Raw genomic sequence first — 23,709 nt, 5'->3', positions numbered from 1 at the left:
AATTAGAACTATATATTGAAAGAACTAATTTTATAATTAAATATCCAATGGCTCTAAATTATACAAAGCTTAATAGCACAACATCACTAAAATCCGAATTAGTTATAACAGTAATAACTTAACAAATTGTTTTATTAAATTCTAATTCATTGAAGCAAACAAAATATTTACTTTCAATAAAAAAATAATTGAGACATTTATCCAATCTTATTTTTCATTGATTTCACAATTCACTAATAAGCTTTTAGTAGTATACTTATATAATAAGACCTGGCTATGTTTTTTTCTATACTTTTTTCCGGTAATTTAATCTTTGCTTAACTTCTCCTTTTTACTGTCCATAAGTCAGTACCAGCACTCCTCCTCTTCCCCCTGAAACTAGCAGGTAAGCCAGGCCATTTACAAGCCAACTGGTCTCTGTAGTTCGTGCATAAATACATTTCATTGAATCCTAACACAACCCAATACAGATGTTGTTTTGCTTTCATTAGCATTAAAAAGCCCCCACGAGTTTCATAGCTCCGTGAGGGTTGGATTCATAAGGAATTCTAATTTAAATTATAATTCCTTTCCATTTGTATTAATAACCTTTTTATACCAATAAAAAGATTTTTTCTTAGTTCGTTTCAATGTACCTGAACCATCATCATGCTTATCTACATAAATAAATCCGTATCTCTTTGCCATCTCTCCAGTTCCTGCTGAAACCAGATCAATACATCCCCACGGAGTATATCCCATCAGTTCCACGCCATCACCCACAGCTTCTTTCATTTGCTCAATATGCTGATGCATGTAATTGATGCGATAATCATCGTTTATACTACCATCTGCTTCAACCACATCTCTGGCGCCTAATCCATTTTCTACTAACATAATTGGAATTTCATAGCGACCATAAATTTCGTTTAAGGTGTATCGAAGCCCCTTAGGATCAATCTGCCATCCCCATTCACTTGCCTCTAAATAAGGATTCTTCAGCCCTCCAACTAAATTTCCGCTGCTAACCGCAGCGTCTGGATTACTGGATGCGCAATTGCTCACATAGTAACTAATAGTATAGAAATCTACTGTACCTGCTTTTAATATTTTCTCGTCATCTGTCCCAAACTTTATCTGTATGTTATTTTCTTCAAAGAATCTTTGTGCAAAATGGGGATATTTTCCTCTCACCTGAACATCTGAAACGAACCAATTTTTCATCTGCATGCTCTGCTGCGTAAGTAAAACATCATCCGGATTACATGTAAGCGGATATAGAGCAATAAAACTAATCATATTTCCAAGTTTAAATTGCGGATACTCATCATGTGCAAGCTTCACAGCCATGGCTCCAGCGACCATCTGATTATGAAGTGCCTGGTAACGAAGCTGGATATCATCAACCTGCTCCCGTAGTAGCACTGTACCTTCATTTAAAATCCCTAAAGACAGATAATTACCGACCGGCGAAGTTCCCACATTGATTTCATTAAATGTTAACCAGTATTTTACTTTCTTTTGATACCTGTTAAAGATTACCCTACAGTAATTCATAAAATAGTCAATACATCTTCTGTCCGCCCAACCATTGAATTCCTTTGTTAGAGCATACGGCATCTCATAATGCGATATCGTTACTAATGGTTCGATTCCGTACTTTTCACATTCATCAAAAACCTTATCGTAAAACTCAAGTCCTGCCTCATTAGGTTCTTTCTCCATTCCAGTTGGAAAAATTCTAGTCCATGCAATCGACATACGATAGCACTTAAATCCCATTTCAGCAAACAATGCAATATCCTCTTTGTAGTGATGATAAAAATCAACTGCCTCTCTGCTAGGGTAAAGAACGTCTTCTTCAAATTCTTTTGTTATTCTCTTTGGAGAAGTATATGTGCCATTCGTACACATATCAGATATGGAAACACCTTTTCCATCTTCCTTCCATCCTCCTTCATACTGATTTGCCGCGGTTGCACCGCCCCATAAAAAATCATTTCTAAATCCTTCCATATAATTCCTCCTTATAATAGTGCAATCAGCAATTCGCCGTTACAAATTTCCTTCTTATCGGTTATAATAACATCCTGATAATCATCTGTATTCGTTACTACTATCGGCGTCAATACAGAATATCCTTCACTTTCAATAGCATTCATATCAAACTCTAATAAAAGCTGCCCTTTTTCAACCGTTTCTTCAACTTTCACTTTTGGTTCAAAATATTTACCTTCTAATTTAACTGTATCCATTCCTACATGAATTAGTATTTCCGCGCCATCATCTGTTTGCAATGCAATCGCATGACCAGTTGGAAAAAATGTAACAATTTTACCGGTAGCAGGCGCATAAACTTTTCCCTCAGTAGGAAAAATTGCAATACCTTTTCCCATTACTCCCTGAGAAAAAACCTCATCCTCAACTTCTTCCAAGGGTTTAATTTCTCCATTCATAGGACTGCTGATCAGAACCCTTTTCATCCCGTTATCTGTGTCAGCTTGTTTGATTTCTCCCGATTCCTCCACTCCTTTTGATTCTTTAAACAAGTTGTCATCTTTATAAATTATCATTGTAAGAATAAATGCTACCGCCATTGCTGCTACAATACTTATTGTTATCCATATCACATCATAAAAACTGTTTACTTCGGGATTAAGGTAAGTTGGTATAGCAAACCATCCTAAACCTCCCATTGCATAACGTTTGACTCCCATACCACCTACAATAGCTCCACCAACCGCTCCAGCAATACAGGAAATAACAAACGGTTTCTTTTTCGGCAACGTTACACCGTATATAGATGGTTCCGAAACGCCAAGCATACAAGATATAAATGCTGGTAAAGCAATTTTCTTTAGATTTTTATCTCTTGTCTTAAAGTAAATTGCCAGAGAAACAGCACCCTGTGCAAATGTCGTTGACAATGCTGTTGGAATTACATTATCATATCCATATGTTCCTAAGCTTGTTAATGCCAAAGGAATAAGTCCCCAATGAAGTCCAAATATTACAAAAATTTGGAAAACTCCGCCTAATATCGCACCTGCCAGTAAACCACTTACATTAAAAACAGTAATAAAGAACATGCCTATTATAGAACACAAAGCAGCGGTAATCGGTCCAATCACAAGATAGGTAACCGGTACAATTATAATTGCTGTTAATAATGGTATAAAGAACATTTTAATAGCTGCAGGTACTATTTCCAGTAGTTTCTTTTCCAGTTTCACGGCAAAGTATACTGCAACTACGACTGGAACAATGCTAGACGGATATCCGCTTGCTGGTAATAACACCGGTATTCCCAAAAATGTGCTATAATAATTTGTCGCAAATGCCGTTCCTTTAAAAGCTATTCCCAGTACATCTGAAGAACTTAAATTCACCATAGCCGGATAGCACAGCGCGGTACCGATGCACATACCTATAAATTTGTTTCCTCCAAACTTTTCTGCTGCTGTCATACCTAGTATTATCGGAAGGAAATAGAAAAATCCATTTCCAACAGCATACAGTATCCCATATGTACCGTCTGATGCAGCAATGACATGAAAGAAAACCAAAATTGCTAATAGACCTTTAATAATACCTACACCTGATAGCGTACCTAATATGGGTAAAAATACACCTGAAAGCACATCGATCAGCGAAGCGCCCACTCCCAGCTTTTTTTCTTCTTCTGCAGATTTTCCAGTATCAATGTGTGCAACACCACATACGGTCTCAAAAACCGCTCCCACATGATTACCTATAACAATTTGATACTGTCCTCCGCTTTTCAGAACCGTAACTATCCCTTCTGTTGCTTTTAAAATATCCGTATTGGCCTTTGTTTCATCTTTAAGTTTAAACCTAAGCCTTGTAACACAATGTGTTAAGCTGATTATGTTTCCTTTGCCCCCTACATTATTCACAATAATTCTGGCTAATCCGTCATACTTATTTAACATACTATTTCCTCCTTACTTTATAATTTTTATATTCACTTTATTGACGAATCAATGATTCGCTTGATATGAACGGTCAGGTAAATCTTTTCTTCTTCCATTACCTGATAATGTAATTTAGTTTCTTTATTATATCCTTAGCCATTTTTTCATACTTCCTTGCTTTTCATCCCCTTCTATTATTTTATCTTTTTTAATTATTTTTATAAAAAAGGCGAGACTAAACACATATAGAAAAGTGCATAAAATACAGCCTTTCTACATATGTTTTGGTCTCGCCTGCTTTACCAGTAACAATCCAAAGGATATTTTCCCAACTCTATAATAAAGACCTTAATTAATCAAAAGAAATAACTTTATTTCTTCTCATTAATTAAGGTCTCGCCTGATCGAATCAGTAACAATCCCAATTTTTATTAGTAATCGTTTAAAATATATAATAACTTGATTTTTATTCATTGTCAATACTTTTTATTTTATCTTTGAGTTACCCTCTGAATATGAATAGTTAGATATAGCTTTTCCTCATCAGACAAATCTCTTTCTAAGTATTTTTCTATCTTAAGCATACAATCATAAGCCTTTCCATACTTTTCCTTAACATGCCTTAATAAAAAATCATCTTCTGCTTCTGTTTTTTCTCTTTTAGTTAATAAACGCTGAAAAAAGAATCTCAAATGTGTTACAAATCTTTCATAGTTAATAGATTTTTCATTAAGCGTAGTATTATATGTGTATTTAACTATATTTAAAATATCCTGTATCTTTTTCGTCTGCTGGGCAATATCTTCTACGCTATTATAGGAACTATTTACTTGAGCATTTATTAGATGAAGAGCTATATTGCCTATTTCATCCTCAGGCAACTTTTTACCTGTTTCATTTTCAATAAACTCCAAAATTTTTGACCCAACTCTAAATTCCTTGTTATAAAACTTTTTAATTTCCCAAATTAATGGATTAGTAATCTTTATGCCTTTATCAAACATTTTTAGTGCATTGTTGACATGATCGGTAAGAGTAACATATATATAGTCACTTAATTCAGTATCTAGTATGTTTTTTGCATATTCAATAACGTCATAGCATAATGAAACATATTCAGAAGGAACATCTTCTAATAATAATTTGAATTTTTCTGAAGCATCTTTTTGCTTAAGAATAAATGTTTTTTCTATTAAATTTTCATCTACTCTTTCACCTACACTCTTTTTAAATCCAATTCCACGCCCCATAACAACAAATTCATGCTTATCTTCATGCTTATCTAAATCCTTAGCTACTATGGCATTATTATTGAATATTTTTTTGATTATCATAACTCTAATTCCTCACCTACCTACTTTTACTACCTTAAAACGTAAAAAACCTTAATTAATCAAAAGAGGTAAAATAAATCTCCTATCATTAATTAAGGTATCGCCTGATCGAATCAGTAACAATCCGCAAATATTAAATGTAATCGTTCTATGATATATAGCTTAACCTTTTTTTATCGAACTGTCAATAGTTTTTTACTACTATTTATCCTCCATTTAGCAAGTAATTTAGTTTTTTTAATCACTTAATATTTGTTGGTTCACATTTGATTTTTATGAGATACGTGTATAGCTTCTCAATAAACTCCATTTTGATATGTACCTGGTCCATCAAAAATCTATCGAGGTTCACGTTCCACCACTTGAATAACTTTATCACAATATTTGGGATATCAGTTGTAATTAGCCAAATTATTACTCTGCCTATTACTAACAATATTTAATATTTTTACTTGTAAAAACCATCTTATTCAATGCAATTACATAGATTGTAACCATCTAACTGACCATCAACACCGTTCACAATTAATTTTCCCATTGTGTAGTACCTCCTTGTTTATTTCAATATTTGCAAATATAATTATCTAATAAATTAGTCTAGATTTTCTCCATTTGTTTCTATTACTTTTTTATACCAATAAAAGGATTTTTTCTTACAACGTTTTCCGCTTCCTATACCTTGATTATCTTTATCTACGTATATTAATCCATAACGTTTTCCCATTTCTCCTGTTGTACCGGATACTATATCAATGAATCCCCAAACTAAATATCCCAACAATTCAATTCCATCAATATTAACTGCATCTCTGATAGCTTCAATATGTTTTTTTAAATAATCAATTCGATAGTCATCTTGAATATTTTCATTATCACTTGTATCATCATGTGCACCTAATCCATTTTCAACAATAAATAATGGAATCTGATATCGGTCATAGAATTCATTTAATGAAATTCTTAAACCTAATGGATCAATTTGCCAACCCCAATCACTACTTTTTAAATAAGGGTTAGTTTTTCCAATAATATTTTGTAGTAAATTACCTTGTAAGATTTCATTTTTTACAATGCTTGACACGTGTGAAGCATAATAACTGAAACTCAAAAAATCGATTTTACCATTTTTTAAAGTCTCTATATCTTCTTCTCGTGTATCTAACATAATATTTTTTCTTTCAAGTTCTTTTAACTTATATCTTGGATAATATCCTCGACACATCACATCTGCAAAATAGATATTATAGCGTTTATCTTCAAATGACAGCATTACATCTTTAGGATTGCATGTATATGGATAACTGTAACAATCCGTTACCATTCCACCAATCATAAAATCCGGATTTATTTTTTTACCAATTTCAACTGCTTTGGCACTTGCTAATAATAAATGATATGCTGCTTGCTCTTTCTCTTTATCACTTAAATCTTCACTAGCTGCTCCAAACCAGCTAACAAAATTTATTGCATTTATTTCATTTATTGTAATCCAATATTTTATCTTATCTTTATATCTTTTAAAAACTGTCTCTGCGTATTTTTCAAACATATCAACTAAAACTCGGTTTTTCCATCCACCATATTCTAATGCTAAATGAAGTGGTGTATCAGAGTGCTGAATTGTAACTAATGGAGTAATTCCATTAGTTAATAATTCATCAAATAAATCATCATAAAATTTTAAACCCTCTTCGCTAGGTTCTTTCTCTATTCCATTAGGATAGATTCTTGTCCAATTTATTGAAGTTCTAAAACATTTAATACCTAATTCCTTAAACAGCTTTATATCATCTTTATAGTTATGATAAAAATCAATGCCATCATGACTCGGGTACCTGACACCAGCTTCGATTGTTTCAGTTCTTCTTCTAGGTGTTAATTTAGATCCTACCTCCATTACATCTAAAATTGATAGACCTTTTCCATTGGCATCATATGCTCCCTCTGATTGATTGGCGCTAATTGCGCCACCCCATAAAAAATCTTTTTTAAAAATATTATTCTTCATTTTTCTCCTCCTTTGCATCTTTAAATCCAAATAGGTAAGTTAAAATAAAAGTTACAGAAAATGAAATTATGATAGATGCAATACAAACCTCCAAGTTTCCCCATCCATTTGGTGAAATAAATAATGGCAGTGACGGCAATCCTCCTACAAATCCATAAGCTTTTAATGACATTAATCCAGCAAATAATGCACCACATACTCCGCCAATAGATACAACAAATAATGTCTTCTTAAATCTTAAAGTAATACCGAATAAAGCGGGTTCAGAAATTCCCATAATTGCTGAAAACCCTGTTGAAAATGCAACAGTCTTTAAATCTTTATTTTTTGTTTTTATTGCAATAGCTAATGAAACAGCACCTTCACACATATTAGAAAGGAATCCTGCCACCATTAATACCGAATCAAAACCAAATGTTGAGAAAGAAGTCATGACTAATGGTAGCAAACTATAATGCATACCTGTTAAAATCATAAATGGATATAAAGCTGCAATTAGAACCGGTGATAACCATCCTATTTTCCCATTTAGAATTGTAATTAAAGAAGCTAGCAAGTCTCCTAACATAGCTCCAATTGGTCCAAAAACTATTAAAGTTAATGGAACTATTATAATAATTGTCATCATTGGAACAAAAAAACCTCTAAGCATCTTTGGAGTGAACTTTGTTAAATATTTTTCAATATATGACATAGCCCAAACCCCTAAAATTACTGGAAATACTGAAGATGTATACGTAATAGCACGAATGCTAATTCCTAAAAAATTCAAACCTTCTACACTGCTAATTTTTGAATAACATAATACAGCTCCTAGAGCCATCCCCATAAATGGATTGCATTTAAATTTCACACCAGCTGCATAACCAACAAATAGTGGTAAGAAATTAAAGATAGCACCTTGAATACTTGAAATAATTAGATAGGTACTGCTTTCAGTAGATACCAAATTAAAAGTAGTTAACAATGCTAAAATTGCAGAAGTCATACCTGCCGCAATTAATACTGGAATAATACTAACGAAAATTCCAGAAATTGAATCTAATGTGCTATTAATAACGTTCTTTTTCTTCTCTTGCTTTTCTTCTTCAGTTATTACACATATTTTAGCAACTTCCTCATAAAGTTCATTAACTTCTGGCCCAATAATAATTTGGAATTGTCCACCTTTATTAGCAGTATTAATAACTCCTTGGATTTTTTTTATATCTTTAACTTTTACTAAGTTCTCATCTTTCAGATTAAACCTTAATCTAGTCGCACAGTGTGTAACATTTAATACATTTTCTTTACCACCAATATTAGCAATAATTTCAATTGCAGTTATTTCATAATTCATAAATTTTTTCCTCCATCTCAATAGTTATATTTTTTGCTATGAAGGTTTAGCCAGCCATACTGTAACTATCCTATTTAAATTTAACACGTCACCTCCTTATGTAACAAGTTATTACTTGCTATTAACTATTAGTAGTTATTCTTGTGATATGGATTGTTAAATACAACATTTCATCACATCCAACGGTATATTTATATTGAGTTTTAATATATTCTTTAATTTTTTCTGCACATTTATATTGCTTCGGATACTTTGCTTCCATAATATTAAGTAAATCTAAGTTTTTATTTTCAGCCATATTGACTCCATTTATAACTCTTTGAATAAAAAATTTAAGATGCAGCATAAATCTATCGTGTGCAATATCATCTGAATCAAAATCAAGCTTAAATGTATCTTCTACGATATCTGCAATAGCTTGAATCAATTTTGTCATAGAATAAATTTGTGGAAGTTCTGTATCAAATTCAGCATTTACTATATGTAAAGCAATAAAATTTGCTTCGCTATTATCTATATTTATATCAAAGTTCTTTCGTATAATTTCAACAGCTTTTAAACCTAATTCATATTCTTCTTTGTACATTCTCTTTACATCCCAAAGAATAGAATTATCAAATGAGACTCCCATCCTATGTCTTTCAATGGTGTTCGAAATATGATCTGTCAATGTTACATAAATACTATCGTTAATTTTTTTGCCAATATTTGATTTAATCATTGAAATTATTTCTTCACTGGTATCAATACAATCTAATGGGATATCAAGAATTAATTGCTGAAATCGTCTATTCGTATCATTAGCATTAAGTTTAAATGTTTTTTCAATTCTTTCTTCCTTTATAGTATCTCCATTTTTACATTGATATGATATACCTTTTCCAGTAATTATTATTTCTTTTCCATTTTTATCATGACTCAAAACTGCATTGTTATTAAGTATTTTATGAATAATCACATTTCCACCTTCTTTTAAAAATAATAATAAATTTATTCAATTATTAATAATTCATCACTGAACAATATGCTTTTACTTTGCTTTTTAGTAATTGATAAGTAGTTTACAGTGTTTGTAATAATTACAGGAGTAGTTATATCGTATCCCTCTTGGGTAATTTCATCTATATTAAATGAAATTAATATATCTCCAACAGAAACTTTTTGTCCAACATTTATATGAGATTTAAATGGTTTCCCATTTAAATCCACAGTGTCAAGACCAATATGTACAAGCAATTCTACTCCATCATCTGATAAAATCCCAATTGCGTGAAGAGTTTTAAATATCATTTTAACAGTTCCATTAACAGGTGAACGTAATTCACCAATACTTGGTACAACAGCAATACCATCACCCATCATCTTCCCAGCAAATACTGGGTCATTCACATCTTCAATTTTAACAACATCACCACATAGGGGACTATAAATTACTTTTTTACTCACAAAAAATCCTCCTTATAAAAAAATAAAAGACCTGCTCACAGAATTTAAAAAATTCATGCAAACAGGTCTTGCTTGTAGCTACAATAACAATCCTTATCTTACAAAATCATTATATACTTGCAAAAATATTTTGTCAACAAAAAATAATAAACGTTATATAACTTTTTAAATACAAAAAATAACTACAACAATGCTTTATTTAAGTTCAATTTTAGATTTTCGTGAGTTTTATGGTAGAGGTAAGTCATAACCAGCCACAATACTCTTATTAATGATTTAATTCTTTAATCTCAATCATCAACTTATACAAATTATTCATAGCTTTCATATGATTTAAACTTAATCCCAACGACTTCTCTAATTTCCCAAAGAAAAAGTAAATATATTTTCTTCAGAGCCCCCCCTAATTCCAAATTAGTTTGTCTATGTATACTAAAATAATTCTAAGTAAATTATTTATTGGATTCTCTATGGTATTTTTTCACTATTAACAACTGACATATATAAATTAGAACCTTGTCTTCCATTATCTCTAAATATATTTTCATTTTTTATAAAATTTTCTTTAATCTTTAATAAGAATTTTAATGGATTTATGTGGACAAAAGATTATTGTTCTATCAATAAATTAAGAAATGACAAAAGGATTAGTAAGCAATGCATTAAATGCCGCGTATAATCACACTGAAAGACAAAGCGGTGTTATTTTACATTTTGACAGAGGTCCCCATATTCTTCAATTGATTACCAAAGTTTAACAAGAAGTACAGCTTTATCTGTACTGCTGGGATAATGCCCCTATAGAATGGTCTTGAGGTAAAATGAAATTGTAAAACAGCCTAATCACCATATAAATTGATTGTGATATTGAAATGTACATATTTAATAGTATAAATATATATAGCAAAACTTGCACAACTTCCCACGATTGGGCCTTTCCACATCTTATCTTCATAGGTAATGACTGCTCCCATCAATATTCCAGTTATTAGAAATTCACCAGGCTTATATTCCATATCCCAGATATCTTCCTCTAAAGTTGCCTGCGCAGATACCACTTTACAGCAGTCAATGACAAACCTACCTCCAACTGCCAGAATAAAGTCCACATTTTTTTCCTTTACAAGTTTTACACCTTCTTGTACCTTTACATAGGTAGGATTTAGCATGATACCAGAAAAATCAACTACCTCTTTTCCAGCCTCCGTAAGAAGTTGTACCAATTCATCATACACTCCATTTTTCTTAACAGAGCCTTCACCATATACAAGCATAACTGTTTTGCCTACTTTTCCAAGTTCTACTCCTAACGCTTTCTTATCAGCATCTTCTCCAAAATATACCTTTATTAGGTATAAAAATAAATTCGTTCACTATTAATTTCTCCTATTCTGGTTTTTCCATATAATTAAGTTCTGATGCTCCGACAGCAAATCCTTTTAATTCCATTTCAGTTACTCTACACACATTTTTAATCAGATATTCAATGGTATCCACTGCTTCCTGACTCGGAGCTCCTCCCTATGCAAAGAAATAAAGTTTTTTGCCGCGAAGTGTTTTAGCTTCTGGCAGCATATAAATTCTGTCAAAAAAAGTTTTTAGGAGTCCACCGACTGAGTACCAATATACCGGACTTCCAATCACCAAAGTGTCTGCTGTTTTAATTGAAATGAACACATCCTTTATCTGATCATCCTCAAATACCTGCCCATACTGATAGATTTTGTAATCAGCCATTTGCAAAGTATCATACTTTATTCCTTTTAAATAATCTGTTCCCATTTGAAACGTATTTCCATTTTTATCTGGACTTGTGTTCATAAATAATATTTTACTCATTGTGTCCTTTCTTATTCTGCCTTTGCAGAAACTTCATCAATAACATTCATCGCATTCAATGTACGTGGATAGCCGATGTATGGCATACATTGTTCTACGACCTGATACAGCTTTTCCTTACCATTACCAACACCAAAGTTTCCCATTGTATGACCACGCAGCTGATTTTCACAGCCGCCCTGTGCTAGAATATAGCAGAAGGTAATCATCTCCCGCTCCTGATTATCTAGTACAGTTCGGGTGTAATAATCGCCAAAACAATTATCCGCCAGCCAGCAATTTACATTTTTTCTTAAAACCAGGCCGTTGATCTGTCTGTCAGCCATTCCTGCATCAAAGCGACTTTCTGCTTTTGTTGTAGTTTGTTCTTCCAATGGAAGTTTGATACCGTGCTGTTGCATGATTTCACTTGTACCAACCACAACGGATACGCGAAATGGTCATGCTGTTTTTCTACCCTTAATAGAAGTATAAAGCATCATCAACTACATAAATATGTGTACTAAATTAACCTATTGCAAATAATATTAACTCAAAGTAGCTACATCTTCTCAGTATTCAGTTATAGCTAAAAAATAAAAATTACTATAGGTAATTTTGCCCATAGTAATTTCCAAATATTAAATGACTTGTCTATTTTAATTTACACAAACCTATAGATGCTCTTCTGAAATGAAAGGTGCCTTGTTTATTACCAGCTCTTCTTTTCCTTATTGCTGTCATGCTTTTCTTTACGTTCTTCCACCATCTTTGCGAACCATTCAACCATTGCCGGATCATAATGTGAGAAGAATGAACTCTCTTTCTTATCAAGAGCTGCGATTGTATACATATCTTCACTTGTAAGTTCAAAATCAAATACATTAAGGTTTTCAACCATTCTCTCATAGTGAGTTGATTTAGGAATAACAACAACCTCTCTCTGAATGTGCCATCTTAAAACCACCTGTGCAACACTCTTATTATATTTCTCTCCAATTGCTTTAAGTGTAGCATCATCGAACAAGCCACCACGTCCTTCACCGAATGGAGCCCACGCTTCAATCTGAACGCTATACTTATCCATGTATTCCTTAGCCACTACTTGCTGGTTATATGGATGAGTCTCCACCTGATTAACCATTGGTCTGATACGTGCAAAACTTGCAATATCTACCATTCTGTCTGGATAGAAATTAGAGATACCAATTGCACGAATCTTGCCTTCTTCATAGAGATCTTCTAATGCTCTCCATGCACCATAATAATCTGAAAATGGTTGATGGAGCAGGCACAAATCAAGATAAGTTGTCTGAAGCTTCTTTAATGATTCCTCAACTGACTTTCTGCATTCTTCATATCCGTAATGCTCAACCCATACCTTAGTTGTAAGGAAGATTTCTTCTCTTGTACTCCTGATTTTGCAATAGCAGCACCCACTTCCTCTTCGTTAAAATAACTCTGTGCTGTATCAATAGCTCGATATCCTGCCTTCAATGCATCTAAGACACATCTTTCACACTCGTCCTTAGTTACCTGATAAACTCCATAGCCTAATATAGGCATTTCTACTCCATTACTTAATTTTATATATTCCATAATTTATTTCTCCTTTCGCCATTCGGGCATTGACTATTAATTAATTTAGTTTCTTTCCATCAGAAAAAACATCACCCACCTTTTCACCAATCTTAAGATAAGCTGCATTCATTGCATCAAAAGAAATCGCACCTAATTTATCAGTATCTACAGTTTCTTTATCATTAAGAACTCTTTCATCGATACTAACATTCATAATTTATCCAATAATTTCATTTTATGTAGTTATTAACAGTTTACACTCCAATGTAATCGGAAACTCTTCAATAATAGGAACATTAACAAAACTGCTCTTTATTGTATGGAGTCATACTTTTTCTAACTTATCTGGTACATTATTAGCAGAAATAACCCCTACATAATCCTCTTCCACTACATGTGCTGCATCTGCAACACTGACTGTAAACTCCTTGTTTCTCATAATATTATCGGTTGTCTTATGAGATGACAGATCAATCATAATCTTGTTTGCTCCACAGATACCTCCCCATACAGCATTCATCGCATTTGCGGTTCCATCCTTACTATATACTATATGTACCGATAATCAGTACTGGTTGAGGATATAAATATGGTTTTGCTCCAAAATTTTTTCCCATTATCTTAATCCTCCTTTTTTTTATTTTCATTATTAAATAGCCATCCCATTATATCTGCATCTTTTGCAAACAATGCTGCACCACCGCCATGTTGATTGGTTATTCCATGACTTGTAAAATAATCAGCACTTTTTACGTCCAGAACAAGTAACTGTCCAATCTCTTTATCGGAAAAGCCTTGCTCCCGATACAGATTATAAAGTATATTATAGGCTTCCTTTGATGGCTGTGAGCCATAATATTCATCATTTTCACCAATGACAAAATATACTGGTGTTCTGCTTTTCGCTACTGCGTCGTATGCGCCGTCCCACTTGGAACTGCATTGCAGATAAGCAGTGAAAAGTTCTGGTCTTTTCCCCATTACCAGGGACATGGTTTCTCCACCGCCTGAATATCCACTAGCATAGACTTTCTGTGTATCAATATTATAATTCTGTAAAAAATATTCTACCAATTCAATTGTCTGATTTGCTGATGTTTCGCCCCAATCCTCTAACTGTGGGGCTACGACGATCATTTTATCATTATACTTTTGTGCCTCAAATCCAAACGCTTCTGTTCTGATATTTTCTGCCACACCCTGAAAGTAAAGTCCCTGGTAGCCTGGAAGTGTAAAATACAAAGCATATGCTTCATTTCCATCATAGCTTTTGGGAATATAAACATTATAATGAATCTCTTCACCCAATTCAGTATGTAAAACATTGTCTACAGAAAATTCTCTATATTCCTCTGTTCTTGATGTAACATATTCATCCGTTTCACTTATTTCTTTCTGCTCTGACCTTTGATTACGATTCGTAATTGTATCTAATGATGCATTTCTCTTGTCAGCCGAATTCTGACAAGCGGTTATGGTAAAAAGTGAATAGAACACAATTGCTATCATATAATACTTTTTTTTCTTCATAAATTATTTTCTCAAACTTTCTATCCATGTCTGTACATCTTTTTTAGAAGCACTAGAACGGAACCTCTCACCTTCAAGCCAGTTACCTGTTCCCGCCATCTTGGCAAGTAAATTGCCACTATCTCCGATATCTGAGGATACGGAAGTACAAAACGGAATGACTGTCTTTCCTGTAAAATCATTTGCTTTTACAAATCCATCTACAGGCCAGGCTGCAATTCCCCACCAGATTGGATAGCCGATAAGCACTGTATCGTATGACTTCCAATTATCAACTGTTGTAGCGGTAAGCTGAACATTTCTGCTGTCGGGATTATCATGTTCCTTTGTTACACGACTGTTATTATTTGACCAATTAAGATCATCATCACTATATGGTTTTACAGGTTTCAATTCAAAAGTATCTGCTTTCATAGTCTCAGCAATTGTTTTAGCAACTGCTTCTGTATTACCTGTTGCCGAGTAATACACAACAAGTACCTTTCCACTTTTACCCTCTATTTCAGTTGATTCTTTATTGGAATCATCATTTATCTCTTCTTTCTGTGATTTTTCTGCCTGGTTTGCATTTATATTGGATCCACATCCGGCAAGCACTCCCATAAGAAATGCACAGATTAAACCCATAATGATTATTTTTTTGTTTTTCATGATTATTCTCCTTATAAAACAAATTTTCAAATTAATTCTATTTATAAAACTAAAAAACTAGATTCTTAAAAGGTAACATATCTGAGCCTCACCTTACAAAATTCGTACAACCTTCTGTTCTACTGCTTTACAATTTTACTTCCGTCAAATACCTTAGATATCTGCGTTCTTGTCAGAGCATCATCAAGATTTTTGATTTCTTCGTGGGTCAACTGTATATCAGCTGCCTTTGAATTTTCTTCGAGTCTTTCTAGCTTTCTGGTTTCTGCTATTGGTGCAATATAACCTTTTTTACAGATCATCCACACCAGAGAAATCTAAATCTGTACTAGTGTTGCACTCTTCATGACTGCCATATCCTGCAGTATCTGTAACAATTTTTGGTTCTGCTCATATGCTTACTCATACTTCAATAAAAACGTCTATTTTCTTTCGAGAGTTCTCATAATCTGAAGTCCTTCTATATCATGAGATATTTTAAATAATTGAAGAAAGGATGAACAATATGCCCCACTAAAGTTAGATTTTTGATCTAATTTTCGTGGGGTGGCTAAGATTTTTCCAGACTTTTTATTGCATACTTGACATCCTACTATTGTTGTATTGATTAGAGACGTTTGTCGAAGAAATCTACTGCTTTCTCTACTGCTTGAACAACGTATTCTGGTTTCCAATATGTTTGGATATGAGTAGCTCCTTTGATGAAGAATAAATCCTTATCGTTCGTACCTGTTGCTGCAGCAAATGCTTTTTCAGTTAAATAGAAAGTATCGGCAATGCTTCCCGCCATCATCAGTAATGGTTGGTTGATAAGATCCATACTCTCTGAAGCATCGAACGTAAACAAATCAAGAAGACTACTTAAAGTGTATTTGAATGTAGAGTTTGGATGTCTATGAGTTTTACCATAATATTCGTAACCCTCACGATAAAGATCATATGGTAACGCTTTTGCTTGTTCATCAGTGAGATTTAATAGGTCAGCTGAGTATAAAACCTCTCCACCAGCAGCTTCTTGTACACGAGCAGCTGTAGCTTGTTGCAAACGCTCTTGGATAGTATCTACTTGAGAATCTAAGAAACCATTGCGGCGAACAAGTCCACTATTGAACGCACTTAAAGTAACAACTACTTTGAATCGCTTGTCGGTTTGAGTAGCTCTTAAAGTGTATCCACCTCCACCACAAATACCAAATATTCCAATGCGTTCTGAGTCAACACCAGGATAGATTGAAATGATATCTGCCATACCATGGATGTCTTCCACACGGAAATGAGGTTTATCAACATTACGTGGCTGCCCTTCACTTGCACCTTGATAAGAAGCATCGGAAACAATAGTGACATAGCCATTTTCAGCTAAACGCTGACCATATAATCCAGCAACTTGTTCCTTAACTCCACCATTTGGGTGTGCAACCACAATTGCAGGGTACTTCTTCGATGGATCATAATCAGCTGGTGTATAAACATTAGAAGCGATTTTCAAACCGTTTAATACATAACTTATTGGGTGAATGTTGACTTTACCAAATTCATTCTTGGTGATAGCACCTTGATATACTAATCCCCATGGATTGTCATTAATTATTGGTAAATCTTCAACATATATATCTTTATATAACATCTTTGACATAATTAATTCCTCCATTTTTAATTCACAATATTTGTGTTAGTATACTTTAGTTTCTCTGTATTTTCAAATGCTTCTGCTATATCCTCTAATAGATTTCTAATCTTTAAGTGCTGTGGACAATTTTTTTCACATATTCCACATTTAATACAATTCGATGCTTTACCATAAGTTTGAATAAGATTCATATAGTAGTTCTTCTGATTAACCACATATCCAACATTATCCAGACGCTTCATATTATTGTATATTGCAAAGTAATCTGGAATTGCAATACTCTTTGGACATTCTGTTGTGCAATATCTACAATTTGTACAACCTATTACAGTATTTGAACGTATGATATCTGCAGCCTTTTTAAGTAATTCAAATTCTTCATTTGTTAGTAGTTTAAAGTCTTGCATGCAACGTGTATTATCTTCAAGTTGCTCTAAACTTGACATCCCACTTAAAACTGTGAAAATACCCTCATGACTTGCAGCAAAGCGAATTGCCCAAGATGCAAGACTAGCCTCTGGATCATATGCATTTAATAAAGTTTTTACTTCATCAGGAACTTGGATCAAATTTCCTCCTTTGATTGGTTCCATAACAACAATACTTTTTCCATGTTTGCGTGCAATTTCATAACATTTTTTAGATTGGATGCCTCCATCTTCCCAATCCAAGTAATTAATCTGTAACTGTACAATATCTATTTCAGGATGATCATTTAAAATTTCATCTAGCACTTCTGGTGTATCATGAAAAGAAAAACCGGTTTGTTTTACTAACCCCTTTTCTTTCATACGTTGAAGAAATTCAAAAGTACCAAGTTTTTTTGCATATTTATACCAGTTATTCCCCATATTATGAACCAGATAATTATCAAAATAATCTACTCCACATATTTTAAGTTGTTTTTGAAAAAATAATCCTTGATCCTCTGATTTTTTTATATAATTTAATGTAATTTTATTAGTTAGTACATAACTTTCTCTAGGATAACGCTTTACAAGCGCTTCCCTAAGAGTCGGTTCACTCATTTCATCATGATAACGATGGGCTGTATCAAAATAACTGAAATCTCTTTCCATATAGATATCCACCATCTTTTTGACTTGCTCCAAATCCACTTTTGAACGGTCTTGTTCATCTAAAAGTGGGAGACGCATAAAACCAAAGCCAAGTCTTTTCATTTTTATTTCCCCCCTTCTCATCATCATATTTAAATCTCTTACATATCTGCCTTATGTCTTTTAGTTAACTCAAAGTCAATAATCAATTTACATTACATTAAAAACAATTTTTTCTCTGCTACAACACTTATTACAATTTAATCAATATAAATCTTGAAGAGAGACTTCTATTTTCATGAATTCAACATTTCATAAAATCATCATCAGATATTATCTCTTCTAACTGATCAGACTTTTAATTATAATATATCATTAAACCTTTTTTCATATACTTCTATTTTTTATCAAGACAATCTAATTTATCAAGTATCCCTTTGTACTCTGTGCAAGCATTTCACTTTGCTTAATCAGCATCGCTTTTCTTGCCAAAATAGTTATCTTATACTTTCTAATATATAATTATATATTCATCTTACAAAATTTGTAAATACACCAGTTTCTCTCTCTGGCATTTCCACACCACTCTTAAGACCTGCTTCCTTACATTTCAATAAAAACGCCATATTTCTTCCTAGAGTTCTCATAGTCTGAAGTCCTTCTAAATCCTGTTTTACTTGCTCTGGAGTTGCACCATGAACCATATTCCAATACTGTGATGAAACAATTGGCATCTGCATTAATCCAAAATACTTATTCAATTGATCATAGGTTGCAGTTGTTCCTGCTCTTCTTGCCGATATTACACATGCTGCAGGTTTTAAATAGAATGACTGTCTGCCTCCGTTTAAATCTGCATAAAATGCTCTATCTAAAAATGATGTTATTGCACCACCAGCTGCTGCAAAGTGTACTGGTGATCCAAAAATAAATCCATCATAGTCTGCAGCTATATCAAGGAATTCATTTACTCTATCATCAAATGTACATTTTTTCTTAGTAACACATACTTTACAAGCAATACATCCATTTAAAGCTTTATTCCCAATCCAGAAAATCTCTGTTTCAATTCCTTCCTTATTTAATGTTTCTGCAACTTCTGTTAATGCGGTATAAGTACATCCTTTTTGATGTGGGCTTCCATTTACTAATAATACTTTCATTTCTTATCTCTCCATTTCTTTTATTGAATAATTTACTATAACTTTATAATTTTTAATTATTTTTTTATTTTATTAATGAATTTTGAATCAACTCACTTTCAAAAAATCTTATTTTAGAATCAGCTTACTAATGAGAGTACACTCTCAGTCAAGCACTTTTATATTTTTTCATCCTATTTTTATTCTATTTTTTATTTTCCAGCTCTTTTAGCCATATCCAATCCCGCTGGGTAACGCTCTCCTACTACAGTAATTTTTGATAATGCATCATTTAATTTACTAAGATCCTCATAAGTTAAAGTGATTTTTGCTGCTGTTAACTCTACTCCTGCTTATGATCTCCCGTGTCCACTTAAAATATGCTCGATACATAATATTTTCGCTCCTTATCGTAGAATAAAGAATTGCCTGTCCAATTGAACCTTTTAACGATAGTCAAACAAGCTCATTTTGAACACTGCTTTTCAGCATCGTCCGTTAATAATCAGACTATCTGCTGATATTGCTCCATTCCTGCAGTTCAACTAGTCTCTCTTCATATTCATCCTTAATAATTTTTACAGCATCACTGCCTAAAGCAAGTCTCTTTGGCAGTTTTCCCTTTTCTACCATATTAATGATTATTGTCAGGATCCCCAGTCTGGCTATGATTATTGACCATATTTTCTATATGCCACTTACATGCTGTTTCAGAATAATCTTTTATATTCTTACTTGTTCCTTTTATAAAGAACTATAAAATTCTGTACGGAAACTCCCCGGTTCAACTGTTAATACACGTATTTCCAATGGTTTGCATTCCTTATAAAGTGTATCAGATGCTAGCTCCTTTTGCTGCTGAATACATACCATTACCAAAGGCAACACTTTTTGAATAAGTGCTATTGGTCCAAAGCAATTAACTTGAAACAGCATTTGAATTTCACTTCGCTTTCCTCAATGGCACTACGATATCCATAACCCGCATTATTCACAAGAACATCTATTATTCCAAACTTATCATAGGCTGCTTTCACTAAGTGTTTTATATCCTCCAATTTAGAGACATCCAGTGAAACTGCGTAAGCCTTATCCGGATAAGCATCCGTCAGTTCCTTCAATTTTTCTATATCCCTTGCCGTGACCACTACCTGATTTCCAGCGTTCAGTGCAGTTTTTGCAATTCCTCTTCCGATCCCGGATGAACATCCGGTAATAAACCATGTCCTCATCGTTTCACCTCTCATACCACTTATCGGATAAAGTTTGTGCTGATGCGCTTGCCTTCCTGCTTTGGTCGTTTCACACTCAGTTTTTCTCCTGCTTCAACCAATTTTAGAAACCATGCCATGTTTCTTCCAAGGACACGCATTATCTGCATTCCCTCATCATCCTGTCGTACTTCCTCAGGCGAATTTCCATGCACCATATTCCAATATCTTGAAGAAATAATAGGCATCTGACCATGTGTAAAATATTTATTCATCTGATCTAGTGCCGCAGTAGTTCCCGCTCTTCTTGCAGATACGACAGCTGCCACAGGTTTTAGCATAAAAGTGTTCTTTTCTCTTCCCATGTTTGAAAAGAAGGCTCTATCCATGAAGCTTTTCATTGCCCCATCCATAGCCGCAAAATGTACTGGTGAACCAAATATGAATCCATCGTAATCCGTAGCAACCTTCATAAATTCATTTACTGTATCATTGAAAACGCATTTTCCAATCTTCTTGCAACCGCCACATGCAACGCAACCGGACAAAGGCTTTTTTCCAATCCAGAATATATCCGTATCAATGCCTTCCTTTTGTAATGTATCTGCGACTTCCGATATTGCAGTATAAGTACAGCCTTTCTCATGTGGACTTCCATTTACTAATAACACTTTCATTATTATCGCTCCATTTCTTATAATAGTATTTTTTATTATATTTTATTTTCCAGCTCTTTTAGACATATCCGATCCCGCTGGGTAACGCTCTCCCACTACAGTAATTTTTGATAATGCATCATTTAATTTACTAAGATCCTCATAAGTTAAAGTGATTTCTGCTGCTCCTGCATTCTCCTCTAAACGATGAATTTTTGTTGTCCCTGGTATTGGAGCAATCCAAGATTTTTGTGCTAATACCCATGCTAAAGCGATTTGAGCAGGTGTAGCATTTTTTTCTTCAGCGACCTTATAAATCAAATCAATTAAAACCTGATTTGATTCCATATTTTCTGATGAGAATCTTGGAAGTTGGCTACGAAGATCGTCCTTAGTAAACTCGGTGTTTTTATTGAAAGCACCAGTTAAAAATCCTTTTCCTAGTGGTGCAAATGGCATAAATCCAATTCCTAGTTCTTCTAAGAGTGGAAATAATTCTTCTTCCGGCTTTCTCCACATCATAGAATATTCACTTTCCACTGCTGTTAGCGGGCAGATTTCATGTGCCTTTTTAATTGTGTTAATTCCAGCTTCTGAAAGCCCCCAATGTTTTATCTTACCTTCCTTTATTAATTCCTTCATAGTATCTGCTACTGCTTCTATAGGGACATTGTTGTCAACACGATGTAAATAATATAAGTCAATCACATCTGTTTTTAATCTCTTCAAAGACCCCTCCACTGATTCTCTTATTACTTCAGGTCTTCCATCTAGTACCTGATTTCCATTCACAACTTTTATTCCACATTTAGTACTTATAATAACTTTCTCCCTATAAGGCTTTAATGCCTCACCAAGTAATTCTTCATTTATATATGGTCCATAGACCTCTTCTGTATCAAATAGGGTAATTCCCATTTCAATTGCCTTATGAATTAGTGATATCATTTCTTTTTTATCTAAAACTGTTCCATATCCATAACTCATTCCCATACAGCCAAGACCAATACTAGATACCTCTAATCCACTTCTGCCTAATTTTCTTTTTTCCATATTTCAAATTCTCCTTTCATTTTCAATCTTTTTACTAATTTCAAAATATAACTTGTCACACATATGCATGTTCCCATTATTGCAGCCAAATCAATAAAAAGCCCTCCAGGCCACTCACTAAATTCCAAAAAGAATAAGAATTATAAAACACCAGATATGAACCTATATCCCTTTTCGCCCAGATTCCTGCTCAATAGATAGCTCCTTTTTCTTCAAAAATATAGTAAAAATCACCAAACTTTCAGAATACATTAACTGTATCTTTTAATGGATTCTTATTTGTTTCATTTTCTTAAATTTTATTTACCGCTTCTCTGCTATATTATTTATATAAATGCTCTCTAGTCATTTCTAATGTATTATTATTTCCTTTTACAAATAATATTTGATGCAAATCAATCATTCCATTATGGAATGATGCAGCACAAGCTGCTAAATATAGCTTCCACATTCTAATAAATCTTTCGTCAAACATCTTTGAAATTTCATCTATATGATTATTGTAATTTTCATACCAACAAAGTAATGTTTTTTGATAATGCCGTCTTAAGCTTTCAACATCCAATGTGTAGTAGTTTAATTCGCTTCCTATATTTATTATTTCTCGCAGACTAGGAATAACTCCGCCTGGAAATATGTATTTTTTGATCCACGGATCTCCTGAAGATTCTTTTCTTCCGCTAATGTAATGTAATAAAAATAGTCCTTGATCTTTTAATACTGAATTTACATTTTTAAAGAAAAGCTCATAATTAGAACGACCTACATGTTCAAGCATTCCGACACTTACAACTCTATCAAATTTCAAATCACTCTTTTTTAAATCACGATAATCCATTAGTTCGACAGTTAAATACTCTTCTAAGTTTTCTTCTTTAATTCTTTCTTTAAATTTTAGATATTGTTGCTCACTTAATGTAATTCCAACTCCGTGAATTTTATATTTTTTTGCAGCCTCAATTAGTAAATAACCCCAGCCACATCCAATGTCAAGTAAACCCATTCCTTCACGTAATTGTAGCTTTTTTAAAATATAATCAACTTTATTTTTTTGTGCTTCATACAATGTATCATCTTTATTTTTAAAATATGCACAGGAATAACTCATAGTCTCATCTAACCAAAGTTTATAAAAATCATTTCCTATATCATAATGGGAACTTACTTCTTTCTTTTGATTCTTTTTAGATGTAGACGAAAATATCAATTTACTTAATGCATTCTCATTTACATCAAAATCATCTAGTTTTGCTAATACAATATCTAAAGCATCATATAAATCTCCTTCTTCAATATCAAGTATATTATCCATATAAGCTTCCCCTAAAGCTAGTGATG

The 23,709-nt window shown here is 33.2% G+C and carries 21 protein-coding genes and 2 pseudogenes; all 23 read right to left on the bottom strand.

The window, feature by feature from the left end:
• Positions 1–558 precede the first annotated feature (558 nt).
• Complete coding sequence (locus tag CDLVIII_RS12780; protein ID WP_009169853.1) at positions 559–1,995, bottom strand: 6-phospho-beta-glucosidase; 1,437 nt, start codon at positions 1,993–1,995, stop codon at positions 559–561.
• Between the two features lie 11 nt (positions 1,996–2,006).
• On the bottom strand, positions 2,007–3,932 hold the full coding sequence (locus CDLVIII_RS12775; RefSeq protein WP_009169852.1) for a beta-glucoside-specific PTS transporter subunit IIABC: 1,926 nt from the start codon (positions 3,930–3,932) through the stop codon (positions 2,007–2,009).
• A gap of 473 nt (positions 3,933–4,405) precedes the next feature.
• On the bottom strand, positions 4,406–5,248 hold the full coding sequence (locus tag CDLVIII_RS12770; RefSeq protein ID WP_009169851.1) for a PRD domain-containing protein: 843 nt from the start codon (positions 5,246–5,248) through the stop codon (positions 4,406–4,408).
• A 592-nt stretch (positions 5,249–5,840) separates the two neighbouring features.
• Positions 5,841–7,256, bottom strand: coding sequence for a family 1 glycosylhydrolase (locus CDLVIII_RS12765; protein ID WP_009169850.1), 1,416 nt, complete (start codon positions 7,254–7,256; stop codon positions 5,841–5,843).
• Entirely contained in the window at positions 7,246–8,595 is a 1,350-nt protein-coding gene (locus tag CDLVIII_RS12760; RefSeq protein ID WP_009169849.1) for a PTS transporter subunit EIIC, read from the bottom strand. Before CDLVIII_RS12760 ends, CDLVIII_RS12765 begins: the two co-directional genes overlap by 11 nt.
• A gap of 121 nt (positions 8,596–8,716) precedes the next feature.
• Positions 8,717–9,553 (bottom strand): PRD domain-containing protein, encoded by an 837-nt coding sequence (locus CDLVIII_RS12755; RefSeq protein WP_009169848.1) that lies wholly within the window; start codon positions 9,551–9,553, stop codon positions 8,717–8,719.
• Positions 9,554–9,585: 32 nt separating this feature from the next.
• Positions 9,586–10,041, bottom strand: coding sequence for a PTS glucose transporter subunit IIA (locus tag CDLVIII_RS12750; protein ID WP_050816265.1), 456 nt, complete (start codon positions 10,039–10,041; stop codon positions 9,586–9,588).
• An 839-nt stretch (positions 10,042–10,880) separates the two neighbouring features.
• Positions 10,881–11,390 carry an iron-containing alcohol dehydrogenase gene (locus CDLVIII_RS12745; RefSeq protein WP_083825346.1) on the bottom strand — a complete coding sequence of 170 codons (510 nt, stop codon included), beginning with the start codon at positions 11,388–11,390 and terminating at the stop codon, positions 10,881–10,883.
• Between the two features lie 172 nt (positions 11,391–11,562).
• Positions 11,563–11,880 (bottom strand): flavodoxin family protein, encoded by a 318-nt coding sequence (locus CDLVIII_RS12740; RefSeq protein ID WP_009169847.1) that lies wholly within the window; start codon positions 11,878–11,880, stop codon positions 11,563–11,565.
• Between the two features lie 11 nt (positions 11,881–11,891).
• Positions 11,892–12,302, bottom strand: a complete 411-nt coding sequence (locus tag CDLVIII_RS12735; protein WP_009169846.1) for a carboxymuconolactone decarboxylase family protein — start codon at positions 12,300–12,302, stop codon at positions 11,892–11,894.
• Positions 12,303–12,571: 269 nt separating this feature from the next.
• A pseudogene (locus tag CDLVIII_RS12730) lies at positions 12,572–13,458 on the bottom strand (aldo/keto reductase).
• A gap of 40 nt (positions 13,459–13,498) precedes the next feature.
• A pseudogene (locus tag CDLVIII_RS30455) lies at positions 13,499–14,057 on the bottom strand (flavin reductase).
• Positions 14,058–14,061: 4 nt separating this feature from the next.
• Positions 14,062–14,970, bottom strand: coding sequence for a prolyl oligopeptidase family serine peptidase (locus CDLVIII_RS30450; protein WP_009169844.1), 909 nt, complete (start codon positions 14,968–14,970; stop codon positions 14,062–14,064).
• A 3-nt stretch (positions 14,971–14,973) separates the two neighbouring features.
• Positions 14,974–15,621 carry a flavodoxin gene (locus CDLVIII_RS12715; protein WP_009169843.1) on the bottom strand — a complete coding sequence of 216 codons (648 nt, stop codon included), beginning with the start codon at positions 15,619–15,621 and terminating at the stop codon, positions 14,974–14,976.
• Positions 15,622–15,740: 119 nt separating this feature from the next.
• A complete protein-coding gene (locus CDLVIII_RS12710; protein ID WP_035301772.1) occupies positions 15,741–15,923 on the bottom strand; it encodes a hypothetical protein in 183 nt (60 codons plus the stop codon).
• A gap of 305 nt (positions 15,924–16,228) precedes the next feature.
• Positions 16,229–17,257: an alpha/beta hydrolase gene (locus tag CDLVIII_RS12705; protein ID WP_009169842.1), complete on the bottom strand. Its 1,029-nt coding sequence runs from the start codon at positions 17,255–17,257 to the stop codon at positions 16,229–16,231.
• A 17-nt stretch (positions 17,258–17,274) separates the two neighbouring features.
• Positions 17,275–18,432 (bottom strand): aldo/keto reductase, encoded by a 1,158-nt coding sequence (locus CDLVIII_RS12700; RefSeq protein WP_009169841.1) that lies wholly within the window; start codon positions 18,430–18,432, stop codon positions 17,275–17,277.
• 407 nt (positions 18,433–18,839) lie between these two features.
• Complete coding sequence (locus CDLVIII_RS12695; RefSeq protein WP_009169840.1) at positions 18,840–19,472, bottom strand: flavodoxin family protein; 633 nt, start codon at positions 19,470–19,472, stop codon at positions 18,840–18,842.
• Between the two features lie 489 nt (positions 19,473–19,961).
• The gene (locus CDLVIII_RS32540) at positions 19,962–20,084 is read right to left on the bottom strand and encodes a hypothetical protein (RefSeq protein ID WP_278245920.1); all 123 of its coding nucleotides are present in this window, start codon (positions 20,082–20,084) and stop codon (positions 19,962–19,964) included.
• A gap of 269 nt (positions 20,085–20,353) precedes the next feature.
• Positions 20,354–20,683, bottom strand: a complete 330-nt coding sequence (locus tag CDLVIII_RS31735) for an SDR family NAD(P)-dependent oxidoreductase (RefSeq protein WP_207636830.1) — start codon at positions 20,681–20,683, stop codon at positions 20,354–20,356.
• Positions 20,684–20,703: 20 nt separating this feature from the next.
• Positions 20,704–21,339 (bottom strand): flavodoxin family protein, encoded by a 636-nt coding sequence (locus CDLVIII_RS12685; protein WP_009169839.1) that lies wholly within the window; start codon positions 21,337–21,339, stop codon positions 20,704–20,706.
• 42 nt (positions 21,340–21,381) lie between these two features.
• Positions 21,382–22,371 (bottom strand): aldo/keto reductase, encoded by a 990-nt coding sequence (locus CDLVIII_RS12680; protein WP_009169838.1) that lies wholly within the window; start codon positions 22,369–22,371, stop codon positions 21,382–21,384.
• Positions 22,372–22,693: 322 nt separating this feature from the next.
• Positions 22,694–23,709: cyclopropane-fatty-acyl-phospholipid synthase family protein (locus CDLVIII_RS12675; RefSeq protein WP_009169837.1), on the bottom strand; the 1,016-nt coding region annotated here is incomplete at its 5' end.

The organism is Clostridium sp. DL-VIII, from assembly GCF_000230835.1.
In the GTDB taxonomy this organism is placed as follows: domain Bacteria; phylum Bacillota; class Clostridia; order Clostridiales; family Clostridiaceae; genus Clostridium.
This window is presented reverse-complemented; position numbering and strand designations above follow the sequence as displayed.

What these genes read in the sequence shown, in the direction of transcription:
- CDLVIII_RS12710 (WP_035301772.1), bottom strand. Translation starts at nt 15,923, where the DNA reads ATGATCTGTAAAAAAGGTTATATTGCACCAATAGCAGAAACCAGAAAG.
- CDLVIII_RS12680 (WP_009169838.1), bottom strand. Translation starts at nt 22,371, where the DNA reads ATGGAAAAAAGAAAATTAGGCAGAAGTGGATTAGAGGTATCTAGTATT.
- CDLVIII_RS12705 (WP_009169842.1), bottom strand. Translation starts at nt 17,257, where the DNA reads ATGTCAAAGATGTTATATAAAGATATATATGTTGAAGATTTACCAATA.
- CDLVIII_RS31735 (WP_207636830.1), bottom strand. Translation starts at nt 20,683, where the DNA reads ATGAGGACATGGTTTATTACCGGATGTTCATCCGGGATCGGAAGAGGA.
- CDLVIII_RS12715 (WP_009169843.1), bottom strand. Translation starts at nt 15,621, where the DNA reads ATGAAAAACAAAAAAATAATCATTATGGGTTTAATCTGTGCATTTCTT.
- CDLVIII_RS12775 (WP_009169852.1), bottom strand. Translation starts at nt 3,932, where the DNA reads ATGTTAAATAAGTATGACGGATTAGCCAGAATTATTGTGAATAATGTA.
- CDLVIII_RS12700 (WP_009169841.1), bottom strand. Translation starts at nt 18,432, where the DNA reads ATGAAAAGACTTGGCTTTGGTTTTATGCGTCTCCCACTTTTAGATGAA.
- CDLVIII_RS12760 (WP_009169849.1), bottom strand. Translation starts at nt 8,595, where the DNA reads ATGAATTATGAAATAACTGCAATTGAAATTATTGCTAATATTGGTGGT.
- CDLVIII_RS30450 (WP_009169844.1), bottom strand. Translation starts at nt 14,970, where the DNA reads ATGAAGAAAAAAAAGTATTATATGATAGCAATTGTGTTCTATTCACTT.
- CDLVIII_RS12780 (WP_009169853.1), bottom strand. Translation starts at nt 1,995, where the DNA reads ATGGAAGGATTTAGAAATGATTTTTTATGGGGCGGTGCAACCGCGGCA.
- CDLVIII_RS32540 (WP_278245920.1), bottom strand. Translation starts at nt 20,084, where the DNA reads ATGGTAGAAAAGGGAAAACTGCCAAAGAGACTTGCTTTAGGCAGTGAT.
- CDLVIII_RS12695 (WP_009169840.1), bottom strand. Translation starts at nt 19,472, where the DNA reads ATGAAAGTATTATTAGTAAATGGAAGCCCACATCAAAAAGGATGTACT.
- CDLVIII_RS12765 (WP_009169850.1), bottom strand. Translation starts at nt 7,256, where the DNA reads ATGAAGAATAATATTTTTAAAAAAGATTTTTTATGGGGTGGCGCAATT.
- CDLVIII_RS12740 (WP_009169847.1), bottom strand. Translation starts at nt 11,880, where the DNA reads ATGAGTAAAATATTATTTATGAACACAAGTCCAGATAAAAATGGAAAT.
- CDLVIII_RS12770 (WP_009169851.1), bottom strand. Translation starts at nt 5,248, where the DNA reads ATGATAATCAAAAAAATATTCAATAATAATGCCATAGTAGCTAAGGAT.
- CDLVIII_RS12685 (WP_009169839.1), bottom strand. Translation starts at nt 21,339, where the DNA reads ATGAAAGTGTTATTAGTAAATGGAAGTCCACATGAGAAAGGCTGTACT.